Origin of the sequence: Citrobacter sp. Cs237, from assembly GCF_030332325.1 — a bacterium.
Lineage (GTDB): Bacteria > Pseudomonadota > Gammaproteobacteria > Enterobacterales > Enterobacteriaceae > Citrobacter_A > Citrobacter_A sedlakii.
The window spans coordinates 134,188-149,102 of the sequence record NZ_JAOWIB010000109.1; the positions used below are offsets into that span (position 1 = coordinate 134,188).

15 protein-coding genes are annotated in these 14,915 nt (G+C 54.6%); 8 read left to right on the forward strand and 7 right to left on the reverse strand.

Annotated elements, in window-relative coordinates; genetic code table 11:
* Positions 1–68: 68 nt before the first annotated feature.
* Positions 69–890, forward strand: coding sequence for a trypsin-like serine peptidase (locus tag OGY07_RS20710; protein WP_042282864.1), 822 nt, complete (start codon positions 69–71; stop codon positions 888–890).
* Between the two features lie 35 nt (positions 891–925).
* On the opposite strand, the gene mdtI is transcribed toward OGY07_RS20710, so the two are convergent.
* From mdtI to OGY07_RS23530, 3 genes are all read right to left on the reverse strand, one after another.
* Entirely contained in the window at positions 926–1,255 is a 330-nt protein-coding gene (mdtI, locus tag OGY07_RS20715) for a multidrug/spermidine efflux SMR transporter subunit MdtI (protein WP_042282862.1), read from the reverse strand.
* On the reverse strand, positions 1,242–1,607 hold the full coding sequence (gene mdtJ, locus OGY07_RS20720; protein WP_286603413.1) for a multidrug/spermidine efflux SMR transporter subunit MdtJ: 366 nt from the start codon (positions 1,605–1,607) through the stop codon (positions 1,242–1,244). Before mdtJ ends, mdtI begins: the two co-directional genes overlap by 14 nt.
* Before the next feature lie 108 nt (positions 1,608–1,715).
* Positions 1,716–1,886 carry a protein YdgV gene (locus OGY07_RS23530; protein ID WP_080949895.1) on the reverse strand — a complete coding sequence of 57 codons (171 nt, stop codon included), beginning with the start codon at positions 1,884–1,886 and terminating at the stop codon, positions 1,716–1,718.
* Positions 1,887–2,022: 136 nt separating this feature from the next.
* On the opposite strand from OGY07_RS23530, the gene OGY07_RS20725 reads away from it, so the two are divergent.
* The gene (locus OGY07_RS20725) at positions 2,023–3,057 is read left to right on the forward strand and encodes an AI-2E family transporter (RefSeq protein ID WP_181823221.1); all 1,035 of its coding nucleotides are present in this window, start codon (positions 2,023–2,025) and stop codon (positions 3,055–3,057) included.
* An 84-nt stretch (positions 3,058–3,141) separates the two neighbouring features.
* On the opposite strand, the gene pntB is transcribed toward OGY07_RS20725, so the two are convergent.
* Both pntB and pntA read right to left on the reverse strand, forming a co-directional pair.
* Positions 3,142–4,530 carry a Re/Si-specific NAD(P)(+) transhydrogenase subunit beta gene (pntB, locus tag OGY07_RS20730; protein ID WP_286602893.1) on the reverse strand — a complete coding sequence of 463 codons (1,389 nt, stop codon included), beginning with the start codon at positions 4,528–4,530 and terminating at the stop codon, positions 3,142–3,144.
* Positions 4,531–4,540: 10 nt separating this feature from the next.
* Positions 4,541–6,070: a Re/Si-specific NAD(P)(+) transhydrogenase subunit alpha gene (gene pntA / locus OGY07_RS20735; RefSeq protein ID WP_199957302.1), complete on the reverse strand. Its 1,530-nt coding sequence runs from the start codon at positions 6,068–6,070 to the stop codon at positions 4,541–4,543.
* 527 nt (positions 6,071–6,597) lie between these two features.
* Here pntA and ydgH point away from each other — a divergent pair.
* From ydgH to folM, 3 genes are all read left to right on the forward strand, one after another.
* Positions 6,598–7,542: a DUF1471 family protein YdgH gene (ydgH, locus tag OGY07_RS20745; RefSeq protein ID WP_042282850.1), complete on the forward strand. Its 945-nt coding sequence runs from the start codon at positions 6,598–6,600 to the stop codon at positions 7,540–7,542.
* A 211-nt stretch (positions 7,543–7,753) separates the two neighbouring features.
* A complete protein-coding gene (locus OGY07_RS20750; RefSeq protein ID WP_042282848.1) occupies positions 7,754–9,136 on the forward strand; it encodes an amino acid permease in 1,383 nt (460 codons plus the stop codon).
* Between the two features lie 58 nt (positions 9,137–9,194).
* Positions 9,195–9,917 carry a dihydromonapterin reductase gene (gene folM, locus OGY07_RS20755; RefSeq protein WP_042282846.1) on the forward strand — a complete coding sequence of 241 codons (723 nt, stop codon included), beginning with the start codon at positions 9,195–9,197 and terminating at the stop codon, positions 9,915–9,917.
* Here the strand turns inward: folM and OGY07_RS20760 are convergent.
* Complete coding sequence (locus OGY07_RS20760; protein ID WP_060569721.1) at positions 9,914–10,249, reverse strand: GlpM family protein; 336 nt, start codon at positions 10,247–10,249, stop codon at positions 9,914–9,916. The genes folM and OGY07_RS20760 overlap by 4 nt on opposite strands.
* 126 nt (positions 10,250–10,375) lie before the next feature.
* On the opposite strand from OGY07_RS20760, the gene rstA reads away from it, so the two are divergent.
* The 3 genes from rstA to tus all read left to right on the forward strand — a co-directional run bounded on the left by rstA (position 10,376) and on the right by tus (position 13,427).
* Complete coding sequence (gene rstA / locus OGY07_RS20765; RefSeq protein WP_042282841.1) at positions 10,376–11,110, forward strand: two-component system response regulator RstA; 735 nt, start codon at positions 10,376–10,378, stop codon at positions 11,108–11,110.
* 12 nt (positions 11,111–11,122) lie between these two features.
* Positions 11,123–12,424, forward strand: a complete 1,302-nt coding sequence (rstB, locus tag OGY07_RS20770; protein ID WP_286602898.1) for a two-component system sensor histidine kinase RstB — start codon at positions 11,123–11,125, stop codon at positions 12,422–12,424.
* 73 nt (positions 12,425–12,497) lie between these two features.
* Positions 12,498–13,427 (forward strand): DNA replication terminus site-binding protein, encoded by a 930-nt coding sequence (gene tus / locus OGY07_RS20775; protein ID WP_199957305.1) that lies wholly within the window; start codon positions 12,498–12,500, stop codon positions 13,425–13,427.
* On the opposite strand, the gene fumC is transcribed toward tus, so the two are convergent.
* Positions 13,424–14,827, reverse strand: coding sequence for a class II fumarate hydratase (gene fumC / locus OGY07_RS20780; protein ID WP_042282834.1), 1,404 nt, complete (start codon positions 14,825–14,827; stop codon positions 13,424–13,426). The two genes, tus and fumC, sit on opposite strands and share 4 nt — an antisense overlap.
* Between the last annotated feature and the right edge of the window lie 88 nt (positions 14,828–14,915).

The window sequence follows — 14,915 nt, forward strand, 5'->3', positions numbered from 1 at the left end:
GTCGTTACGTCTATAGTATTTACTGAGGGTTTTCTTTTAATAATCATAATTACCCACCAGAGTGTGATATGCGTAAAACCGTTGCTGTATTACTGGGCTCGTTTTGTTTTACATCGGGTATGGCGTATGCGGACAAACCTGACGCGCAAGCCGATACCAGTGAAGTCAAAACGCTATTTTTCGGTCAGGACGATCGTGTTCCGGTTGAGGATCCAACCGATGCGCCGTGGGATGCGATTGGCCAACTCGAAACCGCCAGCGGCAATCTTTGCACCGCCACGCTTATCTCGCCACACCTGGCGCTCACTGCCGGACATTGTTTATTAACCCCGCCCAGAGGCACACCGGATAAAGCCGTCGTGCTGCGTTTTGTGTCCAAAAAAGGGATTTGGCGTTACGAAATTCACGGGATTGAAGGTCGGGTTGATCCGGGGCTGGGTAAGCGTCTGAAAGCCGATGGCGATGGCTGGATTGTCCCCCCTGCCGCGGCATCATGGGATTTTGGTCTGATCGTACTGCGTTATCCCCCCTCTGGCATCACGCCTTTACCTTTATTCGACGGGGATAAAGACGCCCTGACCGCAGCGCTGAAAGAAGCCGGACGTAAAGTCACCCAGTCAGGCTACCCGGAAGATCATCTCAACACGCTTTATTCCCATCAGGACTGTATCGTCACCGGCTGGGCGCAAAAGGCGGTGTTGTCGCATCAGTGTGATACCCTTCCCGGTGACAGCGGTTCTCCTCTGATGCTTAAAACGGCGACGGGCTGGCAGCTCATTGGCGTACAGAGTTCAGCCCCTGCGGCCAAAGACCGCTGGCGGGCCGATAATCGCGCCATTTCGGTGACCGGCTTTCGCGATAAGCTGGATGCGCTGGCTGAACAGCCATAAGACAATGCCGCCCGCGCGAGGCGGGCGGCAGAACATCAGGCAAGTTTAATCATCACCATACCGACCAGCAGTAGCGCAACGCCAATCCATCCTTTAGGGTTCAAACGTTGACCAAACAGAATCCAACCGGCGGCCAGCGTCGCGGCGATACCAAAACCGCCCCACAGCGCGTAGGCTACCGACAGGTCAATGCCCTTTACCGCCTGGGAGAGCGCGCTAAACGCCGCTAATACGGCGGCCAGCGACAGAATACCGTAGAATTTACGCCGGAAACCGTCAGAGAATTTTAAAAAGACGTTAGCCATAATTTCCAGCACGATCGCCACGGCCAGCCACGCGGCATGAACCCATTCAAACTGCTGCATAGTTCACCTCCTTCGTCGTGCGGCGTGGCTTACGGGTGCCGGATTTAATCAGCACAATCCCCAGCACCAGCATCGTCAACCCCGCAATTTTCATCGCCGGGAGCGCTTCGTCAAATAGCAGCACGCTGAACAGCGTAATAAACAAAATGCCAATACCTTCCCATAGCGCATAGGCGACGCCGAGGGCGATTTTTTTTACGGCAAATGAGAGGAAAATATATGACAACGTAATCATCACCAGCATCAAAATAAATCCGCCGTTGCCATCGCTAACACTTGCCCATTTCATCGACAGCGTCCCGGTAATTTCTGCCACAATGGCCAGGCCTAATAAAATCCAGTAAAACATGATGCTTCTCCTGCTTGAGAATATAATCCATTGGGCTTGCTGAAGGCAGCAAACCTGAAAATAAAAACAGTCAGCTCAGCGCATGACGCGAGCGTAAGCAGAAGAAAGGGACTAAAGCGCGTTGCGCCAGTGCTGCTCACCGGCAAGCAGGAAAGAGGAAGACGTGCGTAAAAGAGTCTGGGTGGAAAAAAACGTCCTGAACATATTGTCCATAATATTACAATTATCCGCAGTGTTGCTTCTCGTCATCGCGGATGATAATTGTCCTCGGTAGTTGAACACGCCTGATTTGTACCACAGCCTAAGAATTAACTCAAAACCTTTTCACTTCTTTACCCTCCCCGTTTGATTTCTGCCAGGACGACGCGACAGAAATCACATTATTATATCCGGCAAGACAAAAATTTCAGGAAAACGCATGGCTAAGCCAATCATTACGCTGAACGGTTTAAAGATCGTTATTATGCTCGGCATGCTGGTGATCATTCTTACCGGCATTCGCTTCGCGGCGGATATTATCGTCCCGTTTATTCTGGCGATATTTCTTGCTGTGGTACTCAATCCGCTGGTGCAGCGGATGGTAAAACTGCGCGTTCCGCGCGTGATGGCCATTTCAATACTGGTGTTAATCATCGTGATGGCGATGGTGCTGCTACTGGCTTATCTTGGAACCTCATTAAACGAACTGGCGCGCACATTGCCGCAGTATCGTTCCTCGCTGGTCGTTCCGCTAAAAAACCTCGAACCCTGGCTGGTTCGTTTAGGCATTGGCGTTTCCGTTGATGAACTGGTGAAGTATATCGATCCGAATGCGGCGATGACGCTGGTGACCAATCTGCTAGCGCAGTTGTCCAATGCCATGTCGTCGATTTTTCTGCTTCTGCTGACGGTGGTATTTATGCTGCTGGAGGTTCCGCAACTGCCCACAAAATTCCAGCAGATAATGACCCGCCCGGTGGAAGGCATGGCGGCAATACAGCGCGCGATTGACAGCGTGTCGCATTATCTGGTGCTTAAAACCGCCATCAGCATCGTCACTGGCTTAGTGGTGTGGGCAATGCTGGCAGCGCTTGAGGTGCGTTTCGCGTTCGTCTGGGGACTGCTGGCGTTTGCGCTAAACTATATTCCCAATATCGGTTCCGTGCTGGCAGCGATCCCGCCAATCGCGCAGGTATTGGTGTTTGGCGGTCTGTACGACGCACTGGTCGTACTGGCGGGGTATCTGATGATTAACCTCGTGTTTGGTAACATTCTGGAACCCCGCATTATGGGTCGGGGACTGGGTCTATCGACGCTGGTGGTATTTCTGTCGTTGATTTTCTGGGGCTGGTTGTTGGGCCCGGTAGGCATGCTGCTTTCAGTGCCGCTGACGATTATCGTGAAGATTGCCCTTGAACAAACCGTTGCCGGACAGAGCATCGCCATTCTGCTTAGCGATGTGAATAAAGCGTAAACCAGTAAAAGAAAACGGCCTCCGCAGAGGCCGTCAGGAGATCGGCGGGCCTGATAAACACAGTGGCATCAGGCGCCCCATATCTTAAAGCGCTTTCAGAATCGCATCCACGCTGGCTTTGGCATCGCCAAACAACATATGGGTGTTCTCTTTGAAGAACAGCGGATTCTGAACGCCTGCATAACCGGTGTTCATTGAGCGTTTAAAGACGATAACGTTCTGCGCTTTCCAGACTTCCAGTACCGGCATGCCGGCAATTGGGCTGCCCGGATCGTCCTGCGCCGCCGGGTTGACGGTGTCATTAGCGCCAATCACCAACACGGTGTCGGTATCGGAGAAATCATCGTTGATTTCATCCAGTTCCAGCACGATGTCATAAGGCACTTTGGCTTCGGCCAGCAGAACGTTCATATGGCCAGGCAAACGTCCGGCGACCGGATGGATACCGAAACGGACCTTGATGCCGCGTGCCCGCAGCTTCTCAGTGATTTCCGCCACTGGATATTGCGCCTGCGCCACCGCCATACCGTAGCCGGGGGTGATGATCACGGTGTGCGAGTTTTTCAGCATTTCTGCGGTGTCTTCCGCGCTGATCTCACGGTGCTCGCCGACTTCTTCGTCACCACCCGATGACGAACCATCGGTGCCAAAACCGCCTGCAATGACGCTAATGAACGAACGGTTCATCGCCTTACACATAATATATGACAGTATCGCACCGGAAGAACCAACCAGCGCCCCGGTCACAATCAGCAGATCGTTGCTCAGCATGAAGCCCGCCGCCGCCGCCGCCCAGCCCGAATAGGAGTTCAGCATTGAAACGACGACCGGCATATCCGCGCCGCCGATGGAGGCCACCAGATGCCAGCCAAACGCCAGGGCGATGATGGTCATCACCAGCAGCGCCAGCACCTGCAGACCGACGCTCTCGGTACGGACAAAAACGAGCAGTAACAGGAAAGACACGACCAGCGCCGCGAGGTTCATTTTATGCCGGTTCGGCAGCATCAGCGGTTTAGAAGAGATCTTCCCGCGCAGCTTACCAAACGCGACAACGGACCCGGTAAAGGTCACCGCGCCGATAAAGATACCCAGGAACACCTCCGTCAAATGGATGTTCACCAGAACTGGATCCAGGCCCGCTTCGTGATACAGATAACTGTTAAAGCCGACCAGCACCGCAGCCAGGCCAACAAAGCTATGCAGAATCGCCACCAGCTCGGGCATTTCGGTCATTTCGACTTTCTTCGCCAGACGAATACCAATCGCGCCACCGATGATCATCGCCACCAGGATCCAGGCGACGTTGCCGGTATCGGGGCCGAAGATCGTGGCAATCAGCGCAATCGCCATCCCGGCGATACCGAGGTTATTTCCCTGTTGGGACGTTTCATGTTTTGAAAGCCCCGCCAGGCTGAAAATAAACAGGATCGCGGCAACAATGTATGCAGCTGTAACTAATCCTCCAGACATGTGTTACCCCTTAGTTTTTCCGGAACATTTTCAGCATGCGCTGAGTCACGGTGAAGCCACCGAAAATATTAATGCTGGCAATCAGCACCGCGATAAAGCTGAGGAAGCTCACCCAGCCGCCCTGGCCAATTTGCAACAGCGCGCCCACCACGATGATCCCGGAAATAGCGTTGGTCACGGACATGAGCGGAGTATGCAGCGCGTGGGAGACATTCCACACGACGTAGTAACCCACCACACAGGAGAGCGCGAATACGGTAAAGTGACCGAGGAACTCTTTTGGCGCGACATCAGCCAGCCAACCGAACAGGATAATCGCCAGCGCCATCAGCGCATATTTACGCCACGGCGACGCCGGTTTCTCCGGCTCTTTCACTTCCGGCGCGGCTTTGACCGCGGCTTTAGGTTGCGCGGAAACCTGAATCGGCGGCGCAGGCCAGGTAATTTCCCCGTCACGCACGACCGTCACGCCGCGCACTACAACGTCGTCGAAATCGACATTGATGGTGCCGTCTTTTTCCTTACAAAGCAGTTTCAGCAGGTTAACCAGGTTGGTGCCGTACAGCTGAGAGGACTGCGTCGGCAGACGCCCTGGCAGGTCGGTGTAGCCAATAATCTTCACGCCATTCGGGGTGGTGACCACCTCATTTGCAACGGTGTACTCGCAATTGCCGCCATTTTGCGCCGCGAGATCCACTATCACGCTGCCCGCCTTCATTGAATCAACCATTTCACGGGTGATCAGCTTCGGCGCGGGTTTGCCGGGGATCAGCGCGGTGGTAACAATGATGTCCACCTCTTTCGCCTGCGCGGCGAACAGCGCCATTTCGGCTTTAATAAACGCTTCGGACATCACTTTGGCATAGCCGTCGCCGCTGCCCGCTTCCTCTTTAAAATCCAGCTCGAGGAATTCCGCGCCCATACTCTGGACCTGTTCTTTCACTTCCGGACGGGTATCGAAAGCGCGGACAATCGCCCCCAGGCTGTTCGCCGCGCCAATCGCGGCCAGCCCCGCCACCCCGGCGCCGATCACCATCACTTTGGCCGGCGGGACTTTCCCTGCGGCCGTAATCTGACCAGTAAAGAAACGACCAAACTCGTGAGCCGCCTCAACGATCGCGCGATAACCCGCAATGTTTGCCATCGAGCTTAACGCATCAAGCGACTGGGCGCGTGAAATGCGCGGCACCGAATCCATCGCCATGACCGTCACATTACGCTCGGCAAGCTTCTGCATTAACTCCGGATTTTGCGCCGGCCAGATAAAGCTCACCAGCGTGGTGCCCGGGTTGAGTAACGCAATTTCATCGTCCTGCGGCGCGTTGACCTTCAGAATCACCTCGGATTGCCAGACTGCGCTGCTATCCACAATGTCAGCGCCCGCGTCAGCAAAAGCCTTATCGTCAAAACTTGCCAGTCCACCCGCGCCGCTCTCTACCGCGACGGTGAAACCCAGCTTCAGCAGCTGTTCCACCGTCTTCGGCGTGGCTGCGACTCGGGTTTCATTGGTAAACCGTTCTCTTGGTATGCCAATTCGCATAATGTTCCCTTCCATCGTTATTTTTGATGATGGTTTGTCAGTGATCGTGAAGTTGCGCACGCAATTTCACGCGGGAGGTAAAGTCTTACCCCGGCTCAATAAAACAGTAACAAACTCCATATAACGTACTGAAAATAGCGCCTGTGATCTAGCGCCAAAAATCAGTATTTGTTAGGTAATCTGCAAAATATGAACGATTCAGCCCTCTGACCGGGATAATGACCTTCAAATCCTTGCCAAAGGCCCATAATTCGCTCAAGCGAAGCGGCAAAACATGATTTAGCGCCATCGCAGATCAATTAATTAACATTAAATTAACTTATGAAATTCTGTCTGTTCATTAGTTTAGGCCGCGAAGCGCCCATTTTTTCGACATATCACATTTTGTTATCGGCCTTGTGACCGCATTCGTTATGTTGATTGAAAAATGACGCAGACATTCACCAGGTTTAAATGCAATAATCAGCCACGTTTCTAGTCAATAACAATACCAGTACCTGGTTTGCGCAAGGCGAAGGATTATTTTTATGAAGCTTAAGAACACTCTCCTGGCGTCCGCACTGCTCTCTGCGACGGCTTTTTCTGCGAACGCAGCAACGGAACTGACGCCGGAGCAAGCGGCTGCACTGAAACCTTATGACCGCGTTGTCGTCACGGGCCGTTTTAACGCGATTGGCGATGCGGTCAAAGCCGTCAATCGCCGCGCGGATAAAGAAGGCGCCGCCTCTTTTTATGTGGTAGACACCTCCGATTTTGGTAACAGCGGCAACTGGCGCGTTGTGGCCGACCTTTACAAAGCCGACGCGGAAAAAGCGGAAGACAGCAAAAATCGCGTAATTAACGGTGTAGTGGAGTTACCGAAAGCTCAGGCTGTTCTGCTGGAACCGTACGATACCGTAACGGTCCAGGGCTTCTACCGCAGCCAGCCGGAAGTGAATGACGCCATAACCAAAGCGGCGAAAGAAAAAGGCGCCTACTCCTTCTATATCGTGCGTCAGGTTGATGCGAACCAGGGCGGCAACCAGCGTATTACCGCGTTTATTTATAAAGAAGATGCGAAAAAACGTATCGTTCAGAGCCCGGACGCCATCCCGGCCGATTCTGATGCTGGACGCGCAGCGCTGGCCGCGGGCGGCGCCGCCGCGAAGAACGTTGAGATCCCGGGCGTAGCCACCACCGCATCGCCGAGCGCGGAAGTAGGCCGCTTCTTTGAAACCCAGTCAACCAAAGGTGGACGTTACACCGTCACACTTTCGGATGGTACCAAAGTCGAAGAACTGAACAAGGCCACTGCGGCAATGATGGTGCCGTTTGACAGCATCAAGTTCACCGGTAACTACAGCAACATGACCGAAGTCTCTTATCAGGTCGCGAAGCGTGCGGCGAAGAAAGGCGCCAAGTATTATCACATCACCCGCCAGTGGCAGGAACGTGGTAATAATATGACCATCAGCGCCGATCTGTATAAGTAAGTTCCCACAGGCCCGGTACGCGAAAGCGCTACCGGGCAAGAGTGATTAACACCATCAGGCCGACTTTTCGCACAATCAGTCACAAATCTTTCCGCGAACATTGCATACAGCCCCTTCTCTCCGTAAAATCCCGCGCCTTAGTGGCTTTCACCATTTTTATGCGTTTTGCCATAATAATTATTCTCCACCGTTCCTTTGAAACTGGATAATCATGGAAAAAAAACTGGGACTGAGCGCGCTCACTGCGCTGGTTTTAAGCTCGATGCTTGGCGCTGGTGTGTTCAGTCTGCCGCAAAACATGGCCGCTGTTGCCAGCCCGTCAGCTCTGCTGATTGGATGGGCTATAACCGGCGCGGGTATTTTACTGCTGGCATTCGCCATGCTGATTCTGACCCGTATCCGTCCCGACCTGGATGGCGGCATCTTCACCTATGCCCGCGAAGGCTTCGGTGAGCTGATCGGTTTTTGCTCCGCCTGGGGTTACTGGCTTTGCGCCGTTATCGCGAACGTTTCTTATCTTGTCATCGTGTTTTCAGCGCTCAGTTTCTTCACTGACACCCCCGCACTTCGCCTGTTTGGCGATGGCAATACCTGGCAGTCGATCGTCGGCGCCTCGGTTCTGCTGTGGGTGGTCCATTTTCTGGTGCTGCGCGGAGTACAGACCGCCGCGAGCATCAACCTGGTAGCGACGCTTGCCAAGCTGTTGCCGCTGGGGTTATTCGTCGTGTTAGCGATAATGGCGTTCCGTCTGGATACGTTTAACCTCGACTTCACCGGCATAGCGCTGGGCGTTCCTGTCTGGGAACAGGTGAAGAACACCATGTTGATTACCCTCTGGGTCTTTATCGGCGTAGAAGGCGCGGTGGTGGTGTCAGCCCGCGCCCGCAACAAACAGGACGTCGGTCGCGCCACGCTACTGGCGGTACTTGCTGCGCTTAGCGTTTATCTGCTGGTCACCCTGCTCTCGCTGGGCGTGGTTGCGCGACCAGATCTGGCCGAAATGCGTAACCCGTCGATGGCGGGTCTGATGGTGCAGATGATGGGACCGTGGGGCGAAATTATTATTGCCGCCGGATTGATTGTTTCTGTCTGCGGCGCGTACCTCAGCTGGACGATTATGGCCGCCGAAGTGCCGTTCCTGGCCTCGACCCATAAAGCGTTTCCACGTATTTTCGCGCGCCAGAATGCCCAGGGCGCGCCGTCGGCGTCGCTGTGGCTGACTAACATCTGCGTTCAGGTGTGTCTGGTGCTGATCTGGCTCACAGGTTCCGACTACAACACCCTGCTGACCATTGCATCAGAAATGATTCTGGTGCCCTATTTTCTGGTTGGCGCGTTCCTGCTGAAAATCGCAACGCGTCCCCTGCACCAGGCTGTGGGTGTCGGAGCCTGCATTTATGGCTTATGGTTATTGTATGCGTCGGGCCCGATGCACCTGCTGCTTTCCGTGGTTCTGTACGCGCCGGGTCTGTTGGTGTTCCTGTACGCGCGTAAAACGCATACACATGATACTGTTCTGAATCGTCAGGAACTGATTTTGATTGGACTGCTGCTGGTTGCCGCGGTTCCGGCGACCTGGCTGTTGGTGGGGTAATTGTCATCCCATCGTTTAACGCGAATTGCCTGGCTTGCAGGCGCATAAGGAGCTTTCGATGGGAAACAAACACCCTTTGCCGATTCTGATCACCGGGGGCGGACGCCGCATTGGGCTGGCCATCGCCTGGCATTTTATTCATCAGCAACAGCCGGTAATCGTCAGCTATCGTACACCTTATCCGGCGATTGACGGACTGGCGAAAGCGGGCGCACTCTGTATTCAGGCCGATTTTTCCACCAATGAAGGCGTGTTAGCTTTTGCTGACAACGTGAAAGAAAGCGCCCCCGGGTTACGGGCAATCGTGCATAACGCCAGCGCATGGATGGCGGAAAAACCCGGTACGCCCCTGACCGACGTGCTGGCATGCATGCTACAGATCCACGTCAATGCGCCCTATCTGCTCAACCACGCTCTTGAAGGCATGTTGCGCGGCCACGGTCATGCCGCCAGCGACATTATTCATTTCACCGATTACGTGGTGGAGCGCGGCAGCGATAAACATATCGCCTATGCCGCCAGTAAAGCCGCGCTGGACAACATGACCCGCTCCTTTGCCCGCAAACTGGCTCCGGAAGTAAAAGTGAACGCTATCGCCCCGTCGCTCATTTTATTTAATGAGGGCGACGACGCGGAATACCGTCAGCAGGCGCTGAATAAATCGTTAATGAAAACGGCGCCGGGTGAAAAAGAGGTGATCGATTTAATCGATTATCTGCTGACCAGTTGCTTCGTGACTGGCCGCAGTTTCGCCGTCGACGGCGGCCGCCATTTGCGTTAGTGCAGCCTGACCCAGCAAAAAATCAGCAGCCAGGCGCTCAGGCACCAGCAGATGACCGCCCCGCCGAGCGCCATCGGTAGCTTCATCACCCCGGTGAAATACCAGAGCGACAGAAGATACACGAAATAGGGAATGATCGACCACATACTGAATATGATGGTGGTTCTTAACGCTTCGATACCGCGCTCGCTGGCGACGATGTAATGCGCGATCAACGCGAAAGTGGGAAATAGCGGAATCAACCCTGCAATATAATAATTTTTCGTTTTTGCCAGTAAGCCGATCACCACAACGACCAGCGCGCCGAGAGCGGCTTTTATTACGAGTCCCATTGCCTTGCCTTAACACATCAATAACATCGGCTGTTAGCATAACGGAAGCGCTTCCGTTTAGGAAAGATTAATGGAAGGCGGCGCCGCCGCGGTGTATGTTGGCGTTTTTAGTCTGGCAATAATGGCATGAACACGATTGTATTTGTCGAAGACGATCCTGAGGTTGGCGCGCTCATCGCAGCTTATCTGGCAAAACACGATTTTGACGTAGTGGTTGAGCCGCGCGGTGATAAGGCGGAAGCGCGTATTCTGGAAGTGCAGCCCGATCTGGTCCTGCTGGACATCATGCTTCCCGGCAAAGACGGTATGACATTGTGTCGTGATATTCAGGGGCGCTGGCAGGGACCGATTGTGCTGCTTACCTCTCTCGACAGCGATATGAATCACATCCTTGCGCTGGAAATGGGCGCCTGCGACTACATACTGAAAACGACGCCCCCTGCCGTGCTACTCGCCCGCCTGCGCCTGCATTTACGTCAAAGCGAACACGCCACTCTGGCGAAAGGCATTCAGAGTGGCGGCGCGACGCCGTACAACCCTTTACGCTTTGGCTCGCTGAGGGTCGATCCGATTAACCGTTCAGTGTCGCTGGGCGGCGAACAGGTCTCCCTTTCCACCGCCGATTTCGAACTGTTATGGGAACTGGCGACCCATGCCGGACAGATTATGGATCGCGACGCGCTGCTGAAAAATTTGCGCGGAGTCAGCTACGACGGACTGGATCGTAGCGTGGACGTCGCAATTTCACGTCTGCGTAAAAAGTTGCGTGATAACGCCACGGAACCCTATCGCATAAAAACCGTGCGAAACAAAGGCTACTTGTTTGCGCCCCATGCCTGGGATGATGAAACCGCATACTGAGTGGAGAATGGAATGAAAAAACTCTTTGTGCAGTTTTATCTCCTGCTGTTTGTCTGCTTTCTGGTGATGACCCTGCTGGTTGGCCTGGTCTACAAATTCACCGCCGAGCGCGCCGGAAGGCAGTCGCTGGATGATTTGATGAAAAGCTCACTGTACCTGATGCGCAGTGAACTGCGGGAGATCCCGCCCCGTGACTGGGGTAAGACCATCAAACAGATGGATCTCAATCTCTCCTTCGACTTACGCGTTGAACCGCTGACCCACTTCCGGCTGGACGCGTCCTCAATGGAGCGCCTTCGCAGCGGCGACATTATTGCGCTGGACGATCAGTACACCTTTATTCAGCGTATTCCGCGCAGCCACTACGTTCTGGCCGTCGGTCCGGTGCCCTATCTCTACTACCTGCATCAGATGCGCCTGCTGGACATCGCGTTGATGGCGATCATCGCCATTTCACTCGCCCTGCCGGTGTTTATCTGGATGCGTCCTCACTGGCAGGACATGCTGCGACTAGAAGCTGCGGCTCAGCGTTTCGGTAAAGGTCATCTGGGTGAGCGACTGAACTTCAACAGCGGTTCCAGCTTTGAGCGGCTGGGCATTGCTTTTAACCAGATGGCTGACAACATCACTGCGCTGATCGCCAGTAAAAAACAGCTGATTGACGGTATCGCCCATGAACTGCGCACGCCGTTGGTGCGTCTTCGCTATCGGCTGGAGATGAGCGAAAACCTCAGTCACCAGGAGTCGCTGGCGCTTAATCGTGACATCGGGCAGCTTGAGTCGCTAATCGAGGAGCTATTAACTTATGCCCGTCTCGACAGGCCGCAAAATGAACTGCACCTTAGCGAACCGGACCTCCCGGCGTGGATAACGTCCCACATTGAAGACGTACAGAGCGTCACTCCGGAACGCACGCTAACCCTCTCTCAGGTCGTTCGCGGGCACTACGGCGCACTGGATATGCGTCTGCTGGAGCGCGTTCTGGATAACTTACTCAACAACGCACTGCGTTACTGCAAAACGACCGTTGAAATTAGCCTGCTGCGGGACGGACACCTCGCGACGTTGATTGTCGAGGATGACGGCCCAGGCATCGCGCCCGATGCCCGGCAAAAGGTGTTCGAACCTTTTGTGCGCCTCGACCCCAGCCGTGATCGCGCCACCGGTGGATGCGGTCTTGGACTCGCCATAGTCCACTCCATCGCGATGGCGATGGGGGGGACGGTGAGCAGCGGCGTGAGCCACCTTGGCGGCGCGCAATTTCGTTTTAGCTGGCCTCTCCGGGCCCCCCTCGCGCAAGAATCCCTTGCCTGACGACGACCGCATTGTAGCCGCCGACGAAAAGTTGTGCTATAAAAAAGTATGTTGTAACTAATGAGAATCGATCATGGCACGCTACGATCTTGTCGACCGACTGAACAGCACGTTTCGTCAGATGGAGCAGGCGCTCGCGGCGCTGACGGAAGCGCTCAGCCAGCAACCCCTGACGATTGCCCGCGTTTTTTCCCTGCCGGAGATCAGTAAAGAAGATGAGCATAACCCGCTGGAGACCATTGCGGTCAAACAGCATCTGGGTAAAGAAGCGCTGTCGCTGGCGTTAGCGCATTATCGCCACCTGTTCATTCAGCAGCAGTCGGAGAAGCGCAGCAGCAAAGCGGCGGTTCGTTTGCCCGGCGTGATCTGCTTTCGGGTGGATAACGCCAGTCAGCAGGCGTTACAGCGTCAGGTTGAACAGATAAACCAGTTGAAAACCACCTTCGAATATATCGTTACCGTGGAGTCAGGCTTACCCTCTGCAGCACGATTTGAATGGGTGCATCGTCATTTACCCGGGTTGATCACGCTCAATGCCTACCGCGCGTTGACGGTGATTAACGATCCGGCGACGCTGCGCTTCGGCTGGGCGAATAAACATATCATCAAGAATCTCACCCGCGACGAGGTGCTGGCCCAGCTTGAAAAAAGCCTCAACACCCCACGTAGCGTACATCCCTGGACCCGCGAGGAGTGGCAGGCAAAGCTGGAGCGAGAATACCAGGATATCGCCGCGCTACCGCAGCGGGCGAAATTGAAAATTAAGCGTCCGGTCAAGGTCCAGCCCATCGCCAGGGTCTGGTATAAAGGGAAACAGAAGCAGGTGCAACACGCCTGCCCGACCCCGCTGATTGCGTTAATCAGCACGGATAACGGCGCGGGTGTGCCCGACATCGGCGAACTGCTGAATTACGATGCCGATAATGTTCAGCACCGTTTTAAACCCCAGGCGCAGCCGCTACGGTTGATGATTCCCCGGCTGCACCTGTACGTGGCGGATTAACGGCCCGGCTTCATGCTGCCGACCATCTGCTCTGGCCGCACCCAGCGATCAAACTCTTCTTCACTGAGGTGGCCCAGCGCCAGAGCGGCGGCTTTCAGCGTCAGCCCCTCTTTGTGCGCTTTTTTGGCGATCTCTGCCGCTTTATCATAGCCGATGTGGGTATTCAGCGCGGTGACCAGCATCAGCGACTCGTTAAGCAACTGGTTGATGCGCTCGCGGTTCGGTTCAATCCCTGTCGCGCAATGGGCGTTAAAGCTTTCCATGCCGTCGGCCAGCAGACGCACAGATTGCAGGAAATTATGAATCACCATCGGGCGATAAACGTTGAGTTCGAAGTTTCCCGACGCCCCTCCTATGTTGATTGCCACATCGTTGCCCATCACCTGGCAGCACAGCATCGTCAACGCTTCACATTGTGTCGGGTTAACCTTGCCCGGCATGATCGAACTGCCCGGTTCGTTTTCCGGGATAGCGATTTCACCAATGCCGCAGCGCGGACCGGAAGCCAGCCAGCGCACATCATTGGCGATTTTCATCAGTGAGGCCGCCAGCCCTTTCAGCGCGCCGTGAGCGTGTACCAGCGCATCACAGGTGGCAAGCGCTTCAAACTTATTGGGTGCGGTAACAAACGGCGCCTGGGTTATCACCGCCAGTTCATCGGCCACGCGACGCGCATATTCAGGATGGGTATTCAGACCTGTACCAACGGCGGTGCCGCCAAGCGCCAGTTCCGCCACGTGCGACAGGCTGGCCTCCAGGTGTTTATGGTTATGCTCAAGCATTGCCACCCAGCCGGAGATTTCCTGACCGAGCGTCAGCGGCGTGGCGTCCTGTAGGTGGGTACGACCAATTTTGACTATGTCGGCGAAGGCGTGGGATTTCTCGCGCAGGGTCTGGGTTAATATCGTCAGTTGCGGAATAAGTTGCTTACGTAACGCCAGCAGCGCAGCCACATGCATGGCCGTCGGGAAAACGTCATTTGAGCTTTGGCTCTTGTTGACGTCATCATTGGGATGCACTTTGCGATCCATTCCGCGCACCCCGCCCAACAGCTCGCTTGCCCGGTTCGCCAGAACTTCATTCATATTCATATTACTTTGCGTACCGGAACCGGTCTGCCAGATAGCCAGAGGAAACTCATCGGCATGTTTGTCTGCCAGCACTTCGTCGGCGGCCTGCATGATGGCAGAGGCCTTCTCCGGCGACAGCAGCCCTAAATCCTCGTTAACCTTTGCCGCTGCACGCTTAGTGAGCGCCAGCGCGTGGATCAGCGCGACGGGCATTTTTTCGGTCGAAATACGAAAATGCTCCAGTGAACGTTGGGTTTGCGCGCCCCACAGTTTATCTGCCGGGACATCAATTGCACCCATCGAATCTTTCTCGCGGCGTACCGTTACCATTACCTTCTCCTTACTTAATGCGTTGATGAGGTTATGTTCGACATTGCCCACTTGCTTGCGGTCTTATGAGTATTAACGATGACGTAAC

Coding starts and splice junctions, on each gene's coding strand:
- OGY07_RS20725 (WP_181823221.1), top strand. CDS start 2,023: ATGGCTAAGCCAATCATTACGCTGAACGGTTTAAAGATCGTTATTATG.
- pntA (WP_199957302.1), bottom strand. CDS start 6,070: ATGCGAATTGGCATACCAAGAGAACGGTTTACCAATGAAACCCGAGTC.
- fumC (WP_042282834.1), bottom strand. CDS start 14,827: ATGGTAACGGTACGCCGCGAGAAAGATTCGATGGGTGCAATTGATGTC.
- OGY07_RS20750 (WP_042282848.1), top strand. CDS start 7,754: ATGGAAAAAAAACTGGGACTGAGCGCGCTCACTGCGCTGGTTTTAAGC.
- OGY07_RS20760 (WP_060569721.1), bottom strand. CDS start 10,249: ATGGGACTCGTAATAAAAGCCGCTCTCGGCGCGCTGGTCGTTGTGGTG.
- mdtI (WP_042282862.1), bottom strand. CDS start 1,255: ATGCAGCAGTTTGAATGGGTTCATGCCGCGTGGCTGGCCGTGGCGATC.
- rstB (WP_286602898.1), top strand. CDS start 11,123: ATGAAAAAACTCTTTGTGCAGTTTTATCTCCTGCTGTTTGTCTGCTTT.
- folM (WP_042282846.1), top strand. CDS start 9,195: ATGGGAAACAAACACCCTTTGCCGATTCTGATCACCGGGGGCGGACGC.
- rstA (WP_042282841.1), top strand. CDS start 10,376: ATGAACACGATTGTATTTGTCGAAGACGATCCTGAGGTTGGCGCGCTC.
- ydgH (WP_042282850.1), top strand. CDS start 6,598: ATGAAGCTTAAGAACACTCTCCTGGCGTCCGCACTGCTCTCTGCGACG.
- pntB (WP_286602893.1), bottom strand. CDS start 4,530: ATGTCTGGAGGATTAGTTACAGCTGCATACATTGTTGCCGCGATCCTG.
- OGY07_RS20710 (WP_042282864.1), top strand. CDS start 69: ATGCGTAAAACCGTTGCTGTATTACTGGGCTCGTTTTGTTTTACATCG.
- tus (WP_199957305.1), top strand. CDS start 12,498: ATGGCACGCTACGATCTTGTCGACCGACTGAACAGCACGTTTCGTCAG.